Source organism: Streptomyces sp. NPDC050806 (assembly GCF_055586425.1).
Genome location: NZ_JBVJIF010000006.1, coordinates 232,370 through 253,536, shown reverse-complemented (window position 1 = coordinate 253,536; position 21,167 = coordinate 232,370). Strand labels below are relative to the sequence as shown.

Genomic DNA, 21,167 nt, shown 5'->3' with positions numbered 1-21,167 from the left:
CGGAAGAGGAGGCCAGCCTTTCCAATGGGGCGGGCTACCGGCATCGGTGAGCGGCCGGTGTAGGTATACCTACGGCGTCCGCCGCGGCATCGGGATCTCGAAGTGGACCGTCTCGACGCCCGGTCCGTGTTCGCCGGTCGCGCGGGCGTCGAAGACCTCCGTGGCCAGGCTGCGCCAGAAGGCGCCGCTGCCCTCGACCTTGACGTTGGTGTGCAGGTAGATCCGGGCGTAGCCGGGGGTGCCGGCCACGAAGTCGCAGGCGTGCCGGACCATCGTGCGGGCCAGGCCGTGGCGCCGGTGGGCCGGGTCGACGTAGACGCGGACGAGCTGGGCCGTGGAGCCGGACGGGTAGCGGTCGGCGAGCCAGCGGGGGTGCGGCGGATGGGCGGGGCCCGCCGACCGGATGCCGGTGGTGCCCACCACCTCGCCGTTCCGGACGGCGACGAGCAGCAGGTGCCGCGGGTCGTCGAGGTAGGTGCCGGGGATGTCGACGACGTCCTGGTGCCACCTGGGCACGTATCCGTAGTCGAATTCCCGGTAGAGCGTGTCGAGCATGACGCGGCGTGCGCCCGCCACGTCGGCGGGGGTGGCGGTCCGGACGGTGTACCCGGGAGTGCCGGGGGGCGCGGCGTGCGGGGTGACGGTGACAGTCATGGTGCTCCGTGCTTTCCGGTGGTCAGGGGGTCGGCAGGCCGGGGCCGGTGCAGTGCAGGTCGGCCGACGGTACGGTCCCGGCCGTCAGGTACGCGGCCGCCGCGCCGTCCACGCAGGCGTTGCCCCGGCTGGCGAACACTCCATGGGAGTAGTCGTCGTGCAGGGTGACCAGCCGGGAGCCGGGCAGCCGCCGCTGCATCGCGTGGGCCCCCGCGATCGGGGTGACGGGGTCGTGGTCGGAGGCGACCAGGAGGACGGGCGGCGCGGCGGGGCTGCCGAGCGCGGTGCGGTGGGCCGGCCGGTGATGCCAGTACGCGCACACCGGGGCCTCCATGCCGGTGAGCACCGGCTGCGGGTCCAGGCGGCGCATCCGGCGCAGGTCGGCGAGCACCCGGGCGGGCGTGGGCCCCGGCCCGTCCGCGCACTTGACGGTGCGGTTGGCGGCCTCGTACGTGCGTGAGTCGGCGCCGTCGAAGGGGTCGGCCGGGCGGAGCCCCTCGACGCTCCCGTCCCGCAGGTACGCGCGGATGCCGTCGGCGAGAGCCGCCCAGCGTTCGGTGCGGCCGAGCGCCCGGTACACGGTCCGGTCGAACTCCGCGGCGCCGAAGCGGGCCACGGGTCCGGAGGCGAGGCCGTCGCGGGCGCGTTGGTACGCGGCGCGGACCTCGGTGGCGCTGCCGCCCAGCCCGAAACGCTTCTCGTGCGCAGCGGCCCAGCCGAAGAAGGTGTCGCGCTGGCGCAGCAGGGCCCGGGTCTGCCGGAGGTCGAAATCGTACCAGTCCTCCGGGCCGACGACGCTGTCCAGCACCATCCGGCCGATGCGGTGCGGGAATTGCGCGGCGTAGGCGGCGCCCAGGTACGTGCCGTAGGACACGCCGAGATAGCTGATCGCCCGCTCGCCGAGGGCCGCGCGGATCGCGTCCATGTCGCGGGCCGTCTCGGTGGTGGAGAGGTGCGGGAGGGCGGCGCCGACGCCGGTGGCGCAGTCGTCGGCGGTGCGGCGGAGGGAGTCGAGGTAGCCGTGCTCGGCGGCGGGGGTCCGCGGCACGGGGTCCTGCCCCGGCGCGTCGAAGAGGCCGCCCATCGGACCGCAGTCGGCGGGCGCGCTGCGCCCCGTGCCGCGCGGGTCGAACCCGATCACGTCGTACGAACGCCGCACGCTCTCGGGGAGTTTGGCGCGTTTGGTGACGGCGTACGGGAGGCCGGGGCCGCCGGGGCCGCCGGGGTTCACGAGCAGGACGCCGCGTCGCTCGTCGGCCGGGCCGGAGGCCGGTACGCGCGAGACGGCGATGCGTATGTGCCGGCCCTCGGGGTGCTCGTGGTCCAGCGGGACGCTCAGCTCGCCGCACTCGACGCGGTCGGGGGCCGGCGGGTCCGGCACGGAGTCGGGGCAGGCGCCGAAGTGCAGGCCGGGTGCCCGGGGGGCGACGGCGTGCGCGGGGGCGGCGGGCAGCAGCGCGGCGGCGGTGGCCGCGAGGGCGCACAGCAGGCCGGAGCGGTGGACGGCGGTGGTCACAGGTCTCGCATTCAGGGCAGTGGCGGGGCACCGAGCATTCGGGGTGACTTGAAAATGATTATCGTTTACAGTGTGGGGCGGTCAAGCCGGACGGCTCCGTAAGGACGGGTCCCGGGCTCGGCCGACGACCGCAACACACCGCTGGAGAAGGGGAATCGTGGCTCATCTGCTGATGGTCGAGAGCTGGGTCGGAGCGATGAGCAGGCTGCTGCCGCGCGCGATCCGCGAGGGCGGGCACGAGTTCACCTTCCTCACCCGCGACCTGCACCACTACCTGCGGAGCGCGCCCGAGGGCGCCGCCCATCCGCTGCTCGGCGCCCGCAACGTGCTGACCGCCGACACCAACGACCTGGACACGCTGCTGCCGTACGCCGAGCGGCTGCACGCCGCGCTCGGCTTCGACGGCGTGCTCACCTCCTGCGACTACTACCTGCCCACCGTCGCGCGGATCGCCGGGCACCTGGGCCTCCCGGGCCCGGCGCCGGAGGCGGTCGAGAGCGCCTGCCGCAAGGACGCCACCCGCCGGGTGCTCGCGGACGCCGGGCTGCCCCAGCCGCGCTTCGCCGTCTGCGCCGACCGGTCCGAGGCGGCCGCCGCCGCGGCGGAGATCGGCTACCCGCTGGTCCTCAAGCCGGTGGACCTCTGTGCCGGGATGTTCGTACGCGAGGTGGCGGACGAGGCGGAGCTGCACCGCGCCTACCGCGCCGTCGAGGACTTCCCCGTCAACGCGCGCGGCCAGCGCCGGGCGCCCGTCGTCCTGCTCGAAGAGCTGCTCATCGGCCCCGAAGTCAGCGTCGAGACCGTGACGCACGGCGGCTCCACGCACGTCATCGGGGTGACCGACAAGAGCGTGGGCGGCGCGCCGGCCTTCATCGAGACCGAGCACATGTTCCCCGCGGCGCTCCCCGCCGCCGACACGGCTGCCGCGGCCGACACCGCCGTGCAGGCCCTCAAGGCGCTCGGCCTGGACGACGTCGTCGGGCACACCGAGATCAAGCTCACGCCCGGCGGACCGCGCGTCGTCGAGGTCAACCCGCGCCCCGCCGGCAACCGCATCACCGAGCTGATCCGCCATGTCACCGGCATCGACGTGGCCGCCGCCTGCGTGGACGTCGCGCTCGGCCGGCGCCCCGACGCGACCGTACGGGAGACCGGGCTGCGCAGCGCCGCGATCGGGTTCCTCGTGCCCCGGGAGGCGGGCGTACTGACCGGCATCGACGGCGGTGACACCGTGCGCGCGGCGGACGGCGTACTGGAACTCCAGCTCGCCGAGGCGGGCAAGGACGTCAAGGCGGCCGGCAGCAACAACGAGTACCTCGGCCACGTCATGGCCGGCGACCCGGACGGGCCGGGCGCCCGCGCCCGCGTCGAGGGCCTGCTGTCCGCACTGCGCCCGCGGGTGGCGGCCCGATGAGCCCCGCAGCCGGCGGCCCCTGTACCGCCGAGACCTCCCACGACGACCTGGTGGCCCGCGTCCTGGCGGGCGCGTACGGACCCGACCCGGCCGGCCTGCGGATCTCCGTCGCCTTCAGCACCCGGCAGGCGGTACGCCACGCCGGGCGCGGCGGCGGCTACCGCAACGAAGTGCTCAGCCTGCGGCTGGGCGCCGCGGTCGGCTCCTGCGCGGTGGAGCCCGGCGCGCTGACCGACGCGGCCGTCGAGGCGTGCGTCGGCGCGGACGTCGCCGCGCTGCTGGCGCACGAGCTGCTGCCGGTACGGATCGCGGCACTGGACGCGTACCTGATGCACGTCCTGCCGCACGAAGCGGCGCCCGGCGCCAGGCCCTTCCCGCTGCCCGCCGGCAGCTCGCTGGAGAAGTCCCGGGCCCGCGCGCGGGCCGTCGTCGAGCTGCTCGACGTGGCGCCCGGCGCCCGGGTGCTGGTCGTCGGCGTCGTCAACTCGCTGCTGGAGGCGCTGCGCGAGCGCGGCCTCACGTACGTGCCGTGCGACCTCAAGGGCGGGACGACCGAGTGGGACGAGCCGGTCGCCACCGACGCGCTCGCCGAACTGGACCGCTGCGACGCGGTGGTGGCGTCCGGCATGACGCTGGGCAACGGCACCTTCGAGGCGCTGCGCGCGCACGCCGCCGCGCGCGGCACCCCGCTGGTGATGTTCGCGCAGACCGGCAGCGCCGTGCTGCCGCGGTTCCTCGGAGCCGGGGTGAGCGCGGTGTGCGCCGAGCCGTACCCGTTCTTCTGGCTGGACGGCGGGCCGGGAACCGTCCACCGGTACCGCGACGCCGGGGCCGCCGCCGCTTCCGGCCGCCGTACCGCCGGGGCCGCCGCATGACCACGGCCGTCCTGCACCCCACCGCCAACCCGCAGCTGCTCGGCCTGCTGGGCCGCTCCCCGCTGGCCCGGATCACCGCGGACCTGCCCTGCCCGCACCCCGGCTTCTGGGCCAAGCTCGAAGGGCTCGCGCCGGGCGGCATGAAGGCGCGGGCCGCCGTTTCCATGCTGCTGGGCGCCAAGGAGCGCGGCGAACTCCGGCCCGGCGCACCCGTCGTGGAATCCACCTCCGGCACCCTCGGCGTCGGCCTGGCCTTCGCCGGACAGGCCCTCGGCCATCCCGTGGTCCTGGTCGGGGACACCGAACTGGAGCCGTCCATGCGGCAGTTGCTGCGGACGTACGGCGTCCGGCTGGAGCTGGTGGACCGCCCGGCGGCCGAGGGCGGCTGGCAGGCCGCGCGCCTCGCCAGGCTGCGGGCCCTGCGCGCCGAACTGCCCGACGCGTACTGGCCCGACCAGTACAACAACCCCGACAACATCGCCGGGTACGCCTCGCTCGCCGCCGAGATCGCCGCCGACCTGGACCATCTCGACGTCCTGGTGTGCAGCGTCGGGACCGGCGGCCACAGCGCGGGCATCATCGGCCCGCTGCGCCGGCACTGGCCGGGGCTGCGGCTGATCGGCGTCGACGCCACCGGCTCCACGATCTTCGGGCAGCCCGCCCGGCCACGGCTCATGCGCGGCCTGGGCAGCAGCATCCACCCGCGCAACGTCGCCTACGACGCGTTCGACGAGGTGCACTGGGTCGGCCCCGCCGAGTCCGCCGACACCTGCCGCCGGCTGGCCGCGGGGAACTTCGTCAGCGGCGGCTGGAGCACCGGCGCGGTCGCCCTGGTCGCGGCCTGGGCGGCCCGCGTCCACCCCGGCGCGGTCGTCGCCACCGTCTTCCCCGACGGCCCGCAGCGGTACCTCGGCACCGTCTTCGACGACGACTTCGCCGCCGCGCACGGGCTCGACCCGGCCACCGCCGCCACCCGCCCCGTCGAGATCCCGCACCCGCGGGCCGCCGAGGCCACGGGGTGGACCCGCTGCCGGACGGTCGCCGACCCGCTCGCCATCCCGCTCCCCGCCATCCGACCCGCCCCCTGGGAAGGGACCCCGTGAAGTCCATCCAGCGCACCGTACGGCTCCGGCTCACCGAGCCGCTGCGCATCTCCCGCTCCACGATGGCGGCCCGCGACGCCGTCTGGCTCGCCGTCGAACACCAAGGGCAGCGCGGCTACGGCGAGGCCGTGGCCAGCGTCTACTACGGCCTGGACGCCGCCACCATCGGCCGGCTGTTCCGCGAAACGGCGCTGGAACTCGCCCGCTTCGACGGCCCCGAAGCGGCGCTCGACGCGCTCCGCGCCGGGGAGCTGCCCGCGCCGGGCACCCCGCCCGCCGTGACCGCCGCCGTCGAGTCGGCCCTGCTCGACCTCGTCGGGAAGCGCGCCGAAGCGCCGGTGCACCGGCTCCTCGGGGCCGCCGACGCGCCGCGGGCCGCGACTGCCCGCACCATCGGCATCGGCTCGCGCCGCGCCGCCGGGGAGGAGGCCGGCCGGCTGGCCAGGCACGGCTTCTCCGTCCTCAAGGTCAAGGCCGGCTCGCCCGACCCCGAGGACGACCTGGAGCGGATACGCGCGGTGCGCGAGGCGGCGCCGTACGCCCGGCTGCTGCTCGACCCCAACGGCGCCTGGTCCGCCGAACAGGCCCGCGCCCTGCTGCCCCGGTACGCCGACCTCGGCGTCGAGGCCGTCGAGCAGCCGCTCGCGCCCGGCGATCCCGAGGCGCTGGCCCGGCTCGCCGAGCGGTCCCCGCTGCCCCTCATCGCCGACGAGGACGCGGTCTCCTTCGAGGACGCCCGGCGGCTGGCCGGGCGGGTGCACGGCATCAACGTCAAGCTCGCCAAGTGCGGCGGCGTGCACGCCGCCCTGCGCATCGCGGAGCTGATCGAGGGCAGCGGCACCGACCTGATGCTCGGCTGCCTGACCGCCAGCTCGCTCGGGCTCGCCCCCGCCGTCCACCTCGCCGACCGCGCCCGCTGGGCCGACCTCGACGGCCACCTGCTGCTCTCCCACGACCCCTGGACCGGCCTCGGCGGCACGGACGGCACCGTACGCGCCGGCAGCGGCCCCGGCCTGGGCGTACGCGCGGTACCCGGCGCCGACCTGCCGCACCCGGCCCCCGACCGGGACGGCGTGCTCGCGGAGGTGCCCCGGTGACGAAGATCTGGCACGAGATGCGCGGCTTCCCGCTCGCCATCCGCCTCCTGCTGGTCAACCAGCTCGGCGTCAACACCGGCTTCTACCTGCTCATCCCGTACCTCGCCGTGCACCTGGGCGAGGACCTGGGGATGTCGGCAGCGGTCGTCGGCATCGTCCTCGGCGTCCGCAACCTCAGCCAGCAGGGCCTGTTCCTCATCGGCGGCTCGGCCGCCGACCGGCTCGGCGCCCGCGGCGTCATCATCGCGGGCTGCGCCCTGCGCACCGTCGGCTTCGCCCTCTTCGCGCTCGGCGACGGCCTGGCCGTGCTGCTGGCCGCCTCCATCCTCAGCGGACTGGCCGGCGCGCTGTTCAACCCGGCCGTGCGCGCCTACCTCGCGCAGGAGGCGGGGGAGCGCAAGGCGGAGGCGTTCGCGCTGTTCAACGTGTTCGCGACCACCGGCGCGCTGGTCGGTCCGCTGCTCGGCTCCGCCCTGCTGCTGGTCGACTTCCGGGCCTCCGCGCTCACCGCCGCCGCGATCTTCGCCGTACTGACCGCGGCCCAGGCGGCCGTACTGCCCGCCCGCTCCGTCGTCCCCACGAAGAACTCCGTCCTCGGCGACTGGCGCGAGGTCGTCGGCAACCGCACCTTCCTGGCCTTCGCGCTCGCCATGGTCGGCATGTTCACCATGGAGAACCAGCTGTACCTGCTGCTGCCCGACGGCGCCCGCCGGGCCACCGGCTTCGACGGCGCCGCCGGCATCGTCTTCCTCGTCGGCACCGTCGCCAACCTCACCCTCCAACTGCGCCTGACCCGCGCACTGAAGGAACGCGGCAGCCGCGCCCGCTGGATCGCCGTCGGACTCGCCCTGATGGGCCTGGCGTTCGTCCCGCCGATGGCCGTCGCGGGGATGACCGGGCCGCCCGGCGGCATCGGCGCCGCCGCGCTGCGCGCCCTGCCCGTACTGCTCGGGGCGCTGCTGCTCTACCTCGGCGTCATGGTTGCCCAGCCGTTCGTGATGGAGCTGATCCCCGACTTCGGCCGCGCCGAGCTGACCGGCACCTACTTCGGCCTGTTCTACGTCGTCTCCGGCATCGCGGCCGCCGCCGGCAACGCCGTCGTCGGCTGGGCCATGGACACCGGCGGGCGCACCGGCGCCGGCTGGCTGCCCTGGGCCTGCTGCCTGGCGTTCGGGCTGCTGTCCGCCGCCGGCGTGGCCTGGCTGCACCGGCTGCGCGGACTGCCGGCCCGTACGCCCGCCGAGCCCGTGGCGGTGGCCGCGTGACCACCTTGGAAGGAACCACCGTGAGCAGCGGCATACCGGTGGCCGACGCCCCGTCGGCCCGCAATCTCCTGACCGACAACCCGGAGCTGTACGAGGCCCGCTTCCCCGACGAGGAGCGGCTGGCCGGCCGCTGGGCCGAGGACTGCCTGCTCCGCCACGGGTCGGGCCCGCGCGTCCTGGACATCGGCTGCGGCACCGGACGAGACGCCGCGCACCTGTACCGGGTCGGGCGGTCGGTCGTGGGCGCCGATCTCTCCGAGGCGATGCTGACGTACGCCCGCAGCCACCACCCCGGGCCTTCCTACGTACGGGCCGACCTGCGCCGCTTCCGCTTCCCCGCGCGCTCCTTCGACGCCGTGGTCTGCCTGGACAGCGCCCTGCTGTACTGCCACACCAACGACGACCTCGACGGCTTCCTCGCCTCCTGCCGGCGGAGCCTGGCGCCGGGCGGCCTGCTCGTCGCGGAGATGCGCAACGGCGCGTTCTTCCTCGGCCGCACCGAACTCCTCGACGCCCCGGCCACCACCGGCTTCACCTGGCAGGGCACCACCTGGACCGCGACCACCACCCTCACCGTCGACCGGGCCGCACAGCTGTTGCGCCGCACTCGCGTGTGGACCGCCGACGACGGCACCCCGCCGCACGAGCAGCGCTCAGCGTGGCGGCTGCTCTTCCCCCAGGAGCTGCGCCACCTCCTCGCCGCGCACGGCTTCGAGGTACTGGCCCTGCACGACGGGCCGGGACCGCGCTCCGCACCCGCCTGGCAGGAGGGCGACGGGCCGGGGCGGCGGCTGGACGCGGACCGGCTGCACCTCGTCGCCCGGCTCACGCACCCCGCCTGACGCACACCGTCTGCCGATGCCCACCGCCTGACCGCATCCGCTCGTACCCGTACGTCGTTCCGCGCACCTCGTACCCGAAGGACACCGTCATGCCCCCTGCCCCCCTCGACGACCCCCGCTTCCCCGGCCTGCGCCGCCGCGGATTCCTCGCAGCCGCCGGCGGCGCGGCCGGGCTCGGCGCGCTCGCGCTCGCGGGCTGCGGCGGCCCCGGCGGCTCCGGTGCCGCCGCGGGCGGCGGCAAGCCCCGGCGCGGCGGCACGCTGCGGGCCGCGTTCGCCGGCGGCGGCGCGAGCGAGACCCTCGACCCGCACCGCACCAACCTGTTCGCCGACGCCGCCAGGGCCAAGGCCCTCTTCGACAAGCTCGCCGACTACGGCAACGACCTCTCGGCACAGCCGCGGCTGGCCGCCTCCTGGGAGCCGAACGACGGCCTGGACCGCTGGCGGGTGAAGCTGCGCAAGGCCACCTTCCACGACGGCGGGCCGGTGACCGCCGACGACGTCCTCTACAGCTACCGCCGCATCGCCGACCCGAAGGAGGGCTTCCGCGCCAAGGCGTCCCTGGAGCCCATCGACCTCAAGGCGAGCCGGGCCGTCGACCGCCGCACGGTCGAGTTCGTCCTGAAGCGCCCCACCGCCGAATTCCCCAACGTGCTCGCCGCGTTCGGCGCGTACATCGTCCCCGACGGCGCGACCGAGTTCGACAGGAAGCCGGTGGGCAGCGGCCCGTTCCGCTTCGTCTCCTTCACGCCCGGCCGCTCCACCGTCGTCGAGCGGTACGGCGACCACTGGGACGGCGCGCCGCACCTGGACCGGCTGGAGTTCCTCGTCGCCAACGAGGAGTCGGCCCGCGTCAACTCCCTCCTGGGCGGACAGGTCGAGTACGCCCACGAACTGACCCCGACCACCGCCCGCGCCCACGAGGGCAAGGGCCAGATCGAGATCATCAGGCTGCGCAACAGCGCCATGCAGGCGTTCGCCATGAAGACCGACCGCGCGCCGTTCGACGACAAGCGGGTCCGCGAGGCGTTCTTCCTGATCGCCGACCGCAAGGAGCTGGTCGAGGGCGCGCTGTCCGGCGCCGGTGAGATCGGCAACGACCTGTTCGGCAAGGGGTACGAGTACTACGCCGACGGCCTGCCGCAGCGCACCCAGGACCTCGACAAGGCCCGCCACCTGCTGAAGAAGGCGGGCGCCGACGGCCTGAAGGTCACCCTGGACACCTCCGACGTCGCGTCCGGCTTCACCGAGGCCGCGTCGATCTTCCGCGACCAGGCCGCGAAGGCCGGGGTACGGGTGAAGGTCCGGACGGGCAGCAAGGACACCTACTGGGCCGACACCCTGGACTCCGGGACGCTCGCCAGCTACCGCTCCGGCGCCATGCCCATCGAGTCCCACCTCTCCCAGCGCCTCCTCACCGACTCCACCACCAACGCCACCCAGTGGCACCACAAGGACTTCGACGCCCTCTACCAGCAGGCCCAGTCGACCAAGGACAAGAAGGAGCGGGCCGCCGTCTACGGACGCATGCAGCGCCGTCTGTACGCCGAGGGCGGCTTCCTGGTCTGGGGTTTCGCCGACTGGATCCTCGGGACGGCGAAGAACGTCCGGGGCGTCACGCACGAAGCGCCCGCCAACACCCTGGACTGGGCCCGCTTCGACAAGGTGTGGCTGGCGTGACCGCCACCGGAGCCCCGAGCGCCGCGCGCTTCACCAAGGAAGCGCGCGGCAGCGGCCTGCGGTCCTGGGTGGCCCGCCGGCTGCTGCTCGGCGCCGGCCAGACCGTCGCCGTCGTCCTGCTGGTCTTCGCCCTCACCGAGGCGCTGCCCGGCGACGCCGCCGTGGCCCTCGCCGGCGACCAGCCCGACCCGGCGCGCATCGCCGCGATCCGTGAGGCCCTGCACCTGGACCGGCCCGCGCACGAACGCCTCGCCGACTGGGCGGCCGGCCTCCTGCACGGCGACTTCGGCACCTCCCTCACCTCGGGGCGCCCGGTCGCCACGTACCTCGCGAACGGCGTCGGCCCGACCGTGCTGCTCGCCGGCCTCACCGTCGCCCTGCTGGTACCGCTCTCCCTCGGCCTGGGCGTCCTCGCGGCCCGTCACGAGGGCCGGTTCGCCGACCGCGTCATCAGCGCGGTGACGCTGGGCATCTACGCCGTACCGGAGTTCGCCTTCGGCGTCCTCCTCGTCACGGTCTTCGCGCTGCGCCTGGGCTGGTTCCCGCCGACCGCCGTCGGCTACGGCAGCGACCTGCTCGCCCACCCCGCCGCCCTCGTCCTCCCGGTGCTCGTCCTGCTGGCCCGGCCGGTCTGCTCGCTGGTAAGGCTGGTCCGCGCCGGCATGATCGACGCGCTGGCGTCGCCGTACGCCGCACAGGCCCGCCGGTACGGCATCGCCGGCGCGCGTATCCGGTACACCCACGCCCTGCCCAACGCCGTCGCGCCCGCGGCCCAGCAGCTCGCCCGCACCATCGACTGGCTGCTGTGCGGCGTCATCGTGGTGGAGGCCCTCTTCGTGATCCCCGGGCTCGGCACGGTCCTGATGAACGCCGTCGCCGAGCGCGACGTCCCGGTCATCCAGGGCCTGGCGGTGGTCTTCGGCCTCACCGCAGTCGTCCTGAACCTCGGCGCGGACCTGGTGGCCCGCCGGTTCGCACCCCGAGCGGGGGTGGCCGCGTGAGTACGCCCGCGCCTCGCAGCGCTCCCGGGCGGACCGTACGTCCCCTCCGCCCGGGCCGCTTCCTCCTCGGCCTGCTCCTGGTCGCCGCCCCCCTGCTCCTCGCCCTCCTCGGCCCGCTGCTCGCGGGCGAACCGGGCCCCCGCGCCGCCTCCTTCACCCTCGGCGGCGGGCACTGGGCCGGCACCGACTTCGTCGGCCGGGACGTCTGGCGGCAGGTGCTGCTCGGCGGCCGCACCGTCGTCCTCACCGCGCTCTGCGCGACGGTACTGGCGTACGCGGTGGCCCTGCCGCTCGGCCTCGCCGCCGCGCTGACCCACCGCCGCCGGCTCGAAGACCTCCTGATGCGCCCGCTGGACGTGCTCCTCGCGATCCCGTCCCTGCTGCTGATCCTGCTGGTGGCGGCCGTCTTCTCGCCCGGCACCGTGGGCCTCGCGCTGCTCGTCGCCCTGGTCAACATCCCGGACGCCGCGCGCATCATCCGCGCCACCGCGGCGGAGGCGGCCGCCCGTCCGGCGGTCGAGGCGCTGCGGATGCAGGGCGAGAGCTGGTGGCGGATGGCCGTGGGCTACGTCGGCCGCTCGGCCCTGCGCACCCTCGCCGCCGACGCCGGAACCCGGCTGACCGGCGTCCTCTACCTCGTGGCCACCGCCGCCTTCCTCGGCGTCGGCGTGGCCCCGGACGCCGCGGACTGGGCGGTGATGGTCGACCGCAACCGCACGGGCCTGTTCGTCCAGCCCTGGGCCGTCGTCCTGCCCGCCGTACTGATCGTCGCCCTGACCATGGGCACCAACCTGCTCTTCGACGCGGCGCTGACGGGCCGGGCCCGACGCCGGACGCCCCTCCGCGCCCTGCCGCGGCCCCGGAAGGAGAAGCACGCGTGAACGGCACCGAACCCACCTCCCTGTACGCCGCGGCCACACCGGTCGCGGAGATCGTGGACCTGCGGGTGGCGATGCCGGAACGCGGCCGGCCCGGCGAGCACGGGCCCGCGGCCGCGGGCGGCGGCGGCCCGGACGATGCGGCCCCCGCCGCCCGCCCCCTCGTCGACGGCGTCTCCCTCCGCCTCCACCCCGGCCGGATCACCGCGCTCGTCGGCGCCTCCGGCAGCGGCAAGACGACCACCGGGCTGGCGCTGCTGGGCGAGTACCCGGAGGGTGCGCAGGTGACCGGCGAAGTCCGGGTACCGGACGGCCTCGTCGGCTACGTCCCCCAGCACCCGGCCGCCGCCCTCAACCCCGCGCGCCGGGTCGACGCCCTCCTCCGCGACATCGCCCGCGCGCAGGTCCGCGACCTGCCCCGCCGCGACCGCCGCGCGGCCGTCACCGAACGGGTCCTGCGCGCCTGCGCCGACGCCCAACTGACCGAAGCAGAAGAGCTGTTGAGCCGCTACCCGCACCAGCTCTCCGGCGGCCAGCAGCAGCGCGTCGTCCTCGCCCAGGCGCTCCTCACCGGGGCCCGGGTGGTGATCGCCGACGAGCCGACCACCGGCCAGGACGCGCTCACCAAGCGCCGCATCGTCGATCAGCTCGCCGCGGTGGCCCGCCGGGGCATCGCCGTACTCCTCCTCAGCCACGATCTGGACGTCGTACGGGCCCTGGCCGACGACCTCCACGTCCTGCGCGCGGGCCGCATCCTCGAATCCGGCCCGCCGGACCGCCTCCGGCAGGCCCCGCAGCACCCCTGGACCCGCGAACTCCTCGCGTCCGAAGCCACTCCGGCCACCACCTCGGTGGACGCCGCGGCGGGAGGCCCGTCCGTCGCCGGAGCCGGTGGCCGCGGCGACGCCGCCGCCTCAGAACCCCGCACGGTTCCCGAAGCCCCCCTCCTCCACATCCCCTCCCTCACCGCCCACCACCACCGCACCCCCGTCCTCCACCTCCCCGGCCTCTCCCTCGGCGCCGGTGAGTGCCTGGCCGTGGTGGGCAGGTCGGGCAGCGGCAAGACGACCCTCGGCCGCTGCATGGCCGGCCTGCACCGCACCTACGACGGCGAGATCCGGCTCGACGGCGAGGTCCTGCCGCGCAGCCTCCGCACCCGCACCCGCGAACAACTCGCCGCCGTCCAGTACGTCTTCCAGGACGCCCGCGCCGCCTTCGACGAACACCGCCCCGTCCTGGACCAGGTGGCCCGCACCGCCGTCCGGCTGCGCAACGTCCCCACCGCCGAGGCACTGACCGAGGCGGACGACACCCTCGCCGCCCTCGGCCTCCCCGCCGACCTCGTCCGCCGCCACCCCCAGCGGCTCTCCGGCGGCGAACTGCAGCGCGCCGCCCTGGCCCGCGCCCTCCTGGCCCGCCCCCGCGTCCTCATCTGCGACGAGATCACCTCGGGCCTGGACACCCTCACCCGCCGGTCGCTATTGGCTCACCTCACCGGCCTGCTCCGCACCCGCCCCGACCTGGCCCTGGTACTGATCACCCACGACCGCGACACCGCCGCCCTCGCCACCCACACCGCCGTCCTCGACCACGGCCGCCTGGCCGAACACGGCCCCACCCCCCACCTCCTGGATTCCCCCACCCACCCCACCACAGCAGCCCTCCTCCAACCCCCGGACACCTGGGCACCGGAGGTGTCCGTCTGACCGTCCCGCCGCCCGCTCACGACCGGGGGCCCGCACCGTGCGGTGCGGGCCCCCGGCCATCGGCAGAGCAGGCCGCTATGTGCCCGCGGTCTCCTGCTCCTGCGCGTGCTGGTTGGGGCCGGCGGCCTTTTCCTGGGAACGGAGCATCTGTGCCAGGGCCTCAAGGCTTTGCGCTGCGGCTGTGCCGCCACCGCAGGTCAAGGAGGCGATGAGGTTGCCGAGCAGGCCTGCCCGGTCGGCGACGATGCGTACCTGGCCGATTTCGACGACGAGGCCCAGCAGGTTCAGTCGCAGTCCCTGCGGGATGTTGAGTACGACGCATTCTTGAGGCGGTGTTGTCATCCGAGTCTCCCCCTCTGAAGGACCAACCGCGCTCCGGTACCCCTCGGGGGACACCCCATACGCGCCCGCACGCCTGCTTCTCAGGCCCCTTCGGGTGCCGGTGACCCGTGCCGGATTGTGGGCGCGCGCGGCGTGACAGGAGGCCGTTCCCGCGGTATGCGGGCCGGTCGTCGCAAGGTGTGCGGGGGAGCTGCCTGCGGGTTCGGGCGGGTGGCTGTCGCTTCGGGCCGTACGCCGGTCGCGGGCATGCGGAGCCGCGCGGCCCGGGTGTACCGGAGAGGGCCGGGCATTGCGCGGGAGGGGGCGTACGCGGTGCCGACCGGGCATTTCGGTGTGTGCGTCGAGGCGGGCGTCGGGCGGGGAGCCGAGGGAGTTGTGGGCGGGTCCGGCCGGTGCGCGGAGTACGTCGGGGCGAGGCCCGGTACGGCGAAGGCCCCGACATGGTCCGTCGGGGCCCGGCGGGAGGTGCCGCTGCTGACGCCGTTACTTGCCGGCGCCGACCGGGTCGACCGTGATGGCCGGCGTGGTGCTGTCGGAGGCGGGGACGTTGATGTTCAGGGGGAGGGAGTGCGAGTGGGTCTCACCGGGCGGGGTGACGAGGAGGGACGTGAAGGTCACGCCGCTGCCGCCGGAGTCGTTCATCGGGTGGTGGAGGGTGAAGCGGGTCTCCTCGCCGGGCGCGACGTCGACCTTCGACGGGCCGATCTTGCTGCGGGTGGCGCTGATCGTGCCGTCCTTGCCCTTCAGGTCCACGCCGGGGAAGCCCTGGAGGCTGCAGGTGGCGGACCCGGTGTTCTTGAGGTTGATGAGGGTCGTGCCCTCGCTCATGCCGTGGGAGCTGCTGAAGTCGAGCTGCGAGGTCTTGCAGGAGCCGGAGCCCGAGGGGCCGCTCCCGCCGGAGCCCGCGGAGCCGCCGCTGCTCGAACCGGACTCCGAGCCGGTCGCGTTGTCGTCCGCGGGCGCGCTGCTGCCCCCGGAGCCCTGCGACGAGGAGCTGTCACTGCTGCTGCCGCTCGCGGAGGTGCTGTCCCCGCCCTGGCAGGCGGTGAGCGAGAGGCCGGCGGCGACCGCCACGGCCAGTAGGGACAGCTTCTGAGCGCGCATCGTTTCTCCTTGGGGGATGTGTGGGGGGAGTGCCCACTCCTCGCGAGTGAGCCTTGCCGGTCACTGGGACCCGGCCGACGCCGGAGGCGTTGCGCATGATCATCTCCTGGTACGTGGCCGTGACAAACAGTTCCGGATGGTGAGACCAGCCCCGTCCCTCTGGGTGACAGCGTGCACATTCGTCCGACATGGGCGCGTGGCACTGTCGGTGGACACCCATGCAAGCCCCCCGCGCGCCGCTGTTGAGCCGGAAGAAGCTTCGTTATTTGTGAAGGGGCCTCGGATTTCAGGGAAACGGCGACAGCCGTCGCCCCCTGAGTGATGCGGCATTCAGGGGCATCCAACCCTCTTGGTGCTGGCCGATCGGCCGACGAAGCAAGCGCACGGTACGGCGAAACCCGGTGAGCGGAGGAATTTCGTGGTGGCACTGCGTACGGATTCGAGGGCGCCTGCCGGCGTGTCATTCGTGGATTACGGGGTTTCCACCCTCGCGCGTCTTCTGGACAGCGCGGGGATGGATGTCGAGCAAGGCGCAAGGGTACTGCGCGGAATGCTCTCGCCATGGGGCGGGGAGCGGATAGGTGAGCGACCACATTGGCATTCGGACGTGTGCGCCGACGGGTCGCCGATCGAGTTCTCCGCGGCCTTTTCGAGGCACTGCCGAGAGGTCCGCGTGCTGGTCGAGGCCCTGCCGGACCGGCTGACCACACCGGCCGCACAGCAATCGGCGGCCGAGCTCACCCGGATACTCGTCCAGGACTTCGGCGCGGACGGCGACCGGCTGGCGAAAATAACGGACCTGTTCCTCCCGGACGAGGAACCGACAGGATTCGCCATGATGCACGCGGTGGTCTTCACTCCCACCGAGCAGCCCGAGTTCAAGGTCTACCTGAATCCCGACGCCGACCGCAGCATGTCCGCCGCCGAGCGGACGCACGAGGCGCTGGACCGGCTGGGATTCGGGAAGTCCTGGACCGCGATCGCCGACTATGCCGATCGCGGATTCGACCTCGACCGGATCGTCTACGTCAGTCTCGACCTGGCCGACGGACCCGAGTCGCGCGTGAAGGTGTATTTCCGGCACTACGCCGTCACCCCGGAATACCTCGACACCCGCATGGAGATATCGGCCCAGCACGAGAGGGGATTCCTCGGGGAATTCTGCCGCAAGGTGACCGGGAGGGCGGGAGAGGTGCGGGACCAGCCGCTCGTCAGCAATCTGACCTTCGCGGCCGCCGGCGGGCATCTCCCGGTGTCCGCGACGCTGTACGTCCCCCTGTGGGTGCACGCCGAGAGCGATCTGACCGTACGGGACCGCATCAGCGCGGTCATGGCCGACCTGGGCCTTCCCGACAGCGGCTACCGCGCCCTGCTGGACCATGTGGCGCGCCGTCCGCTCCCGGACGGCCGGGGCATCCACACGTACGCGTCGGCACGTGTGCAGCACGGCCTTCCCCGGGTGACCACGTACTGGTCCTCGGAGCTGTACGACCGGTATCCGCCCGCCCGTTACCAGCGGGGCTGAGCGCCATGCCGCTCCACGAGATGGAGCATGCGGCGCGCCACGAGGTGGCGCACGACGAGAACCACGGTGCGACGCGTGAGGCGATGGGCTCGCTTTTCGACGACGCGCATGTCCGGCCCGGCCTGCTCCGGAACCGTTCGCACATACGGTGGGGCGCCTATCCGCCCGACGTCATTCCGCTGACCGCCGCCGAACCGGATTTCCCCGGCCCGCAGGTGGTGACCGACGCCATGATCTCGGCGCTGGCCGACGGCTACTTTCCCTATGCGTCACCGGAGGGACTCGACGAACTCCGGGAGACGTTCGCGGAGGTGGCCGAGGACCGTTACGGGATAGGCGCACACCCCGACCGCGTGGTGCCGGCACCGGGCACGGCAGCCGCACTCTGGGGCGTGGTGCACCTGCTGTGCGGGCAGGGCGACGAATGCATATTGCTGGATCCGGTGGATCTGCTCTTCGGCCAGGCCATAGACGCCGCGGGAGCCCAACGCGTCCATTGCCCCGTGGACAAGAGGACGGGGCGGCTCGACCCGGACCGGCTCGCCTCCCTGATCACCCCGCGCACCGCACTGATCTGCATGTGCAACCCGCACAACCCCCTGGGCACGGTCTTCCCCGAGGAAACCCTCCGCGCGGTGGCGGAAACAGCGGGCCGGCACGGAATCCCGGTCCTTTCCGACGAGGTCTGGAACGAAATCGTGTACCCGCCCGGCGCGCACGTCAGCATGGCGAGCCTGGACATGGAGACCGGTCCGCGCATTCACACGGTGACCGGACTCTCCAAGACCTTTGCCCTGCCCGGCCTTCGGATGGGATTCGTGATCGCCCCGAATGCGCGCGAGGCGAACGGCCTCCAGCGCATCTTCCAGCGACTCGGCGCCGCGTACAGTCTGACGCCCTTCACCCAGGCCGGCGCGCTGGCCGCGCTGCGCCACGGCTGGCCCTGGCGGAACGCGTTCCTGGCACACCTGCGGGAGACCCGGGACTACTGCGTGGCGCGGCTGAACGCGATTCCGGGAATGTCGTGCGGCCGCCCGGACGGCACATTCGTGCTGTTTCCCGATGTGTCGGCCACCGGCCTGAACAGCCGCGCGATGGGCGAATTCCTCCTGGCGGAAGCCCGGGTGGCGGTGGTGGCCGGTACGACGGAGTGGTTCGGCCCCGGCGCCGAAGGCAACATCCGCATCAGCTACGCCACGTCCCGGGCGGTGATGGAAGAGGCGCTCAACCGCGTGGAAAAGGCCGTCACCGGGCTTTCCGTACGCGCGCGGTCCCTCCCATCACGAGCCCTCCGGACCTCCTCATCCCCGTAGCCACGCCTTCAGCGAGCCCCACCAGGACCTACGACGCCGGGGAACCGGCACCGCCGGGGGCGGGAACGGGGGAGCGGGGGGAACCGGGAACCCGGCGGCGGGCCTCGGGCCGGTCACCGCCGACGCGTCCCGGGCGTCGCCGGCGGGGCCGCCGGGCGCCGGCACGTCACCCGCCGCATCGTCGGGCGGTGCGGGGGAGCGGCGCCGGGACGCGGTGAACGTCACCGGCAGACTGGCCAGATGGCGCGTCATCCAGCCCGACGTCCAGCGCAGGTCCTCCTCGGGGATGCTGAGCCGGATGTCGGGCAGCCGCGCCAGCAGCGCGTCGATGCCGGTGTCGGCGATGGCGCGCCCGATGTTCTGGCCGGGGCACTCCTGGGGGCCGCTGCTGAACGCGAGATGCCCGCGGTTCCCGTGCAGCGGGGTCGTGGGGTCCGGCCGGACGGCCGGGTCGTAATTCCCGGCGGCCAGCCCGAGCAGCAGCATGTCGCCCGCCGCGACCTTCTGACCGCCGACCTCCGTGTCCACGGCGGCCCAGCGGCCGGGGATGGTCATCAGCGGCGGCTCGCTCCAGAGCACCTGCTCCACCACGTCCGGCAGGGTCATCTGCCCGCCGGCCAGCGACGCGTGGCAACGGGGGTCGGTCAGCACCATCCGCAGCGTGCTCTTGAGCAGGTTGACCGTGGTCTCGTTCGCCGCGATGAGGATGACCCGCAGGTGGTTCCACACCTCCTCGTCGGTCAGCCCGGAGGAGTGGTCGATCAGCCAGGACGTGATGTCGTGGCCGCGGTCCTTGCGTTTGCGCCGTACGAGCTCCGCGAGCGTCTCCACGATGAACTCGTTGCTGGCCACGGACGTCTCGGTGCCCGCCACCATGTCCCGGCTGGCCGCGACCAGCCGCGGCCCGAAATCGTCGGACATGCCCAGGAGCTGCGTCAGCACGAGCATGGGCAGCTGTTCGGCGAACTCGCCGGCCAGATCGGCCTCCCCCCGCTCCGCGAAGCCGTCGGCCAGCTGGTGCGTGAAGCGGGTGATGTGCCGCCGGATACCGCGCCGGTTGAAGCGCTCCAGGCTGTCGGTGACCGCCAGCCGCAGCCGGTCGCGTTCCGCCCCGTCCAGGAACAGGCAGACCGGCTGCCAGGCGATCATCGGGAGCAGCGGGGAGTCCGGCGGGACCTTCCCCTCCTTGAACCAGCGCCACGTACGGGAGTCGCGGCTGAACCGGCCGGGCGTACCGGCGACCTCCAGGATCTCCCGGTAGCCGAGCACGATCCAGGCCGGCAGGTCGCCGTCGAGCAGGACGGGCGCGACGGGGCCGTGCTCGGCGCGCAGGCGCTCGTACAGGCCCATGGGGTCCGCGGCCGCCTCGGGGCCGAAGAGCCGCGCCAGTCCGTCGGTACTCCCGGACCCGGCGTGCGCCGGACACTCCGGAGGCGGCCCGGGCAGCGACGTGGGGCGGGTCTGGTCGGGGGAGGAGGAGGTCACCGTGGCTCCGTGGTCGTGGTGGTGAGGGCGTGCAGATAGCGCACGAGGGACAGCAGGCCGTCGCGGCTGGAGGCGCGTTCGCGGGCGTCGCAATCGATCACCGGTACCGCGTCGGGGATGTCCAGGGCCTCCCGGAGGTCGGACACCGGATAGGAGGGCGCGTCCGGGAAGGAGTTGATGGCGACGATGAAGGGCACCCCGCGCTCTTCGAGCCGGCCCATCACGTCGAAGCTGTCCTCCAGCCGCCGGGCGTCGACCAGGACCACGGCGCCGAGCGCGCCTTCGAAGAGGCCGTCCCACAGGAACCAGAAGCGCTGCTGACCGGGGGTGCCGAAGACGTACAGGACCAGTTCGTCGCTGAGGGTGATCCGGCCGAAGTCCATCGCCACGGTCGTCTCGCTCTTGCGCTCGACGCCGGCGATGTCGTCCACCCCGGCCCCGGCCTGCGTCATGGTCTCCTCGGTGGTGAGCGGTCTGATCTCACTGACCGATCCGACGAGGGTGGTCTTCCCGACGCCGAAGCCGCCGACGACGACGACCTTCACCGCTGTGGTGACCGATTCCGGCAGGACGTCTTCGGACCGAGGACCGACGACGGGCTCAGAGATTCTGTAGTCCATGCATCACCGCCTCCAAGAGTTCGACATCGGGCATCGACTTGGCGGGGATCGACGCCCGGGCTTCCACGTGGCCGCTCTCCAGCAGGCCCGTGAGCAGAATGGTGACCACGCTGACCGGCAGCTTGAGATACGCGGAGATCTCGGCGACGGAGAGCGGGTAATCGCAGATGCCGACGATGGCGGCGCGTTCGGGCTGCATGCCCGAACCGGCCTCGCTGCGGCTCACGATCAGCGTGACCACGTCCAGGGGGACGCGCTTCTCGGGCGGATTCCGGTCGGCGGACGCGAGGATGTAGAGCCGCTCGGGTCCGCCCTCTTCCCAGGGCCGGAGTTTCGCCTCTTCCGGGTCCTTCATGGCAGCTGCCGGTCGGACCGCGGTGGGCTGGTGAGGTGCTGCCCGATCCGGGCGACCAGGTCCCGCATGCGCTGCCCCATGAGGCCGGCGTCCACGTCGTCGTCGGCCAGTACCGCCAGATAAGCCCCGGCGCCGGCCGCCATCAAATAGAAGAAGCCACCGTCGACCTCGACCACGACGAGTTTCATGCGGCCGTCGCCGTGCGGGAATTCCGCCGCGATGGCCGCCGAAAGGCTCTGCAGTCCGGCGCAGGCGGCGGCGAGGCGATCAGCCGCGTCGCCGTCCGTACCGAATTGCGCCATGCACAGGCCGTCCGAGGACAGCACCACGATATTGCGGGTCTGCGGGACACTGGAAGCCAATTCCTCCAGCATCCAGTCCATATTGAGCCAC

20 protein-coding genes are annotated in these 21,167 nt (G+C 73.6%); 12 read left to right on the top strand and 8 right to left on the bottom strand.

Translation table 11 applies throughout. The features are described 5' to 3' along the window. Positions 1-69 precede the first annotated feature (69 nt). Positions 70-654: a GNAT family N-acetyltransferase gene (locus ACZ6WH_RS20430; protein ID WP_469729794.1), complete on the bottom strand. Its 585-nt coding sequence runs from the start codon at positions 652-654 to the stop codon at positions 70-72. Positions 655-676: 22 nt separating this feature from the next. Beyond that, positions 677-2,170 (bottom strand): alpha/beta fold hydrolase, encoded by a 1,494-nt coding sequence (locus tag ACZ6WH_RS20425; protein ID WP_469729793.1) that lies wholly within the window; start codon positions 2,168-2,170, stop codon positions 677-679. 157 nt (positions 2,171-2,327) lie between these two features. Between ACZ6WH_RS20425 and ACZ6WH_RS20420 the strand changes: the two genes are divergently transcribed. From ACZ6WH_RS20420 to ACZ6WH_RS20375, 10 genes are all read left to right on the top strand, one after another. Further along, complete coding sequence (locus ACZ6WH_RS20420) at positions 2,328-3,584, top strand: ATP-grasp domain-containing protein (RefSeq protein WP_469729792.1); 1,257 nt, start codon at positions 2,328-2,330, stop codon at positions 3,582-3,584. Next, the gene (locus ACZ6WH_RS20415) at positions 3,581-4,459 is read left to right on the top strand and encodes a Rossmann-like domain-containing protein (protein WP_469729791.1); all 879 of its coding nucleotides are present in this window, start codon (positions 3,581-3,583) and stop codon (positions 4,457-4,459) included. The genes ACZ6WH_RS20420 and ACZ6WH_RS20415 overlap by 4 nt, the downstream gene beginning before the upstream one ends. Next, the gene (locus ACZ6WH_RS20410; RefSeq protein ID WP_469729790.1) at positions 4,456-5,562 is read left to right on the top strand and encodes a PLP-dependent cysteine synthase family protein; all 1,107 of its coding nucleotides are present in this window, start codon (positions 4,456-4,458) and stop codon (positions 5,560-5,562) included. The genes ACZ6WH_RS20415 and ACZ6WH_RS20410 overlap by 4 nt, the downstream gene beginning before the upstream one ends. Then, positions 5,559-6,659, top strand: a complete 1,101-nt coding sequence (locus ACZ6WH_RS20405; RefSeq protein ID WP_469729789.1) for a dipeptide epimerase — start codon at positions 5,559-5,561, stop codon at positions 6,657-6,659. Before ACZ6WH_RS20410 ends, ACZ6WH_RS20405 begins: the two co-directional genes overlap by 4 nt. Positions 6,660-6,676: 17 nt before the next feature. Next, positions 6,677-7,924 carry an MFS transporter gene (locus ACZ6WH_RS20400; protein ID WP_469730011.1) on the top strand — a complete coding sequence of 416 codons (1,248 nt, stop codon included), beginning with the start codon at positions 6,677-6,679 and terminating at the stop codon, positions 7,922-7,924. A gap of 20 nt (positions 7,925-7,944) precedes the next feature. Beyond that, on the top strand, positions 7,945-8,766 hold the full coding sequence (locus ACZ6WH_RS20395; protein WP_469729788.1) for a class I SAM-dependent DNA methyltransferase: 822 nt from the start codon (positions 7,945-7,947) through the stop codon (positions 8,764-8,766). 89 nt (positions 8,767-8,855) lie between these two features. Continuing rightward, entirely contained in the window at positions 8,856-10,445 is a 1,590-nt protein-coding gene (locus tag ACZ6WH_RS20390; protein WP_469729787.1) for an ABC transporter substrate-binding protein, read from the top strand. Then, complete coding sequence (locus ACZ6WH_RS20385; RefSeq protein WP_469729786.1) at positions 10,442-11,446, top strand: ABC transporter permease; 1,005 nt, start codon at positions 10,442-10,444, stop codon at positions 11,444-11,446. The genes ACZ6WH_RS20390 and ACZ6WH_RS20385 overlap by 4 nt, the downstream gene beginning before the upstream one ends. Beyond that, positions 11,443-12,327: an ABC transporter permease subunit gene (locus ACZ6WH_RS20380; RefSeq protein ID WP_469729785.1), complete on the top strand. Its 885-nt coding sequence runs from the start codon at positions 11,443-11,445 to the stop codon at positions 12,325-12,327. The genes ACZ6WH_RS20385 and ACZ6WH_RS20380 overlap by 4 nt, the downstream gene beginning before the upstream one ends. After that, positions 12,324-14,030, top strand: coding sequence for an ABC transporter ATP-binding protein (locus ACZ6WH_RS20375; protein ID WP_469729784.1), 1,707 nt, complete (start codon positions 12,324-12,326; stop codon positions 14,028-14,030). The genes ACZ6WH_RS20380 and ACZ6WH_RS20375 overlap by 4 nt, the downstream gene beginning before the upstream one ends. A gap of 75 nt (positions 14,031-14,105) precedes the next feature. On the opposite strand, the gene ACZ6WH_RS20370 is transcribed toward ACZ6WH_RS20375, so the two are convergent. Together ACZ6WH_RS20370 and ACZ6WH_RS20365 are read right to left on the bottom strand one after the other, a co-directional pair. Next, positions 14,106-14,372 (bottom strand): hypothetical protein, encoded by a 267-nt coding sequence (locus ACZ6WH_RS20370; RefSeq protein ID WP_432857231.1) that lies wholly within the window; start codon positions 14,370-14,372, stop codon positions 14,106-14,108. A 483-nt stretch (positions 14,373-14,855) separates the two neighbouring features. Further along, complete coding sequence (locus tag ACZ6WH_RS20365; protein ID WP_469729783.1) at positions 14,856-15,476, bottom strand: DUF4232 domain-containing protein; 621 nt, start codon at positions 15,474-15,476, stop codon at positions 14,856-14,858. A gap of 352 nt (positions 15,477-15,828) precedes the next feature. Between ACZ6WH_RS20365 and ACZ6WH_RS20360 the strand changes: the two genes are divergently transcribed. Further along, the gene (locus tag ACZ6WH_RS20360) at positions 15,829-17,001 is read left to right on the top strand and encodes a tryptophan dimethylallyltransferase family protein (protein WP_469730010.1); all 1,173 of its coding nucleotides are present in this window, start codon (positions 15,829-15,831) and stop codon (positions 16,999-17,001) included. A gap of 5 nt (positions 17,002-17,006) precedes the next feature. Further along, entirely contained in the window at positions 17,007-18,314 is a 1,308-nt protein-coding gene (locus ACZ6WH_RS20355) for a pyridoxal phosphate-dependent aminotransferase (protein ID WP_469729782.1), read from the top strand. Here the strand turns inward: ACZ6WH_RS20355 and ACZ6WH_RS20350 are convergent. Genes ACZ6WH_RS20350 through ACZ6WH_RS20335 form a run of 4 tightly spaced genes read right to left on the bottom strand, consistent with a single transcriptional unit; the run spans position 18,303 to position 21,157 of the window. Continuing rightward, positions 18,303-19,799: a cytochrome P450 gene (locus tag ACZ6WH_RS20350; RefSeq protein ID WP_469729781.1), complete on the bottom strand. Its 1,497-nt coding sequence runs from the start codon at positions 19,797-19,799 to the stop codon at positions 18,303-18,305. The genes ACZ6WH_RS20355 and ACZ6WH_RS20350 overlap by 12 nt on opposite strands. After that, the gene (locus ACZ6WH_RS20345) at positions 19,796-20,419 is read right to left on the bottom strand and encodes a GTP-binding protein (protein WP_432857242.1); all 624 of its coding nucleotides are present in this window, start codon (positions 20,417-20,419) and stop codon (positions 19,796-19,798) included. Before ACZ6WH_RS20345 ends, ACZ6WH_RS20350 begins: the two co-directional genes overlap by 4 nt. Next, the gene (locus ACZ6WH_RS20340; RefSeq protein WP_469729780.1) at positions 20,400-20,774 is read right to left on the bottom strand and encodes a DUF742 domain-containing protein; all 375 of its coding nucleotides are present in this window, start codon (positions 20,772-20,774) and stop codon (positions 20,400-20,402) included. The genes ACZ6WH_RS20345 and ACZ6WH_RS20340 overlap by 20 nt, the downstream gene beginning before the upstream one ends. Further along, positions 20,771-21,157, bottom strand: coding sequence for a roadblock/LC7 domain-containing protein (locus tag ACZ6WH_RS20335; RefSeq protein ID WP_361553890.1), 387 nt, complete (start codon positions 21,155-21,157; stop codon positions 20,771-20,773). The genes ACZ6WH_RS20340 and ACZ6WH_RS20335 overlap by 4 nt, the downstream gene beginning before the upstream one ends. Positions 21,158-21,167: the final 10 nt, after the last annotated feature.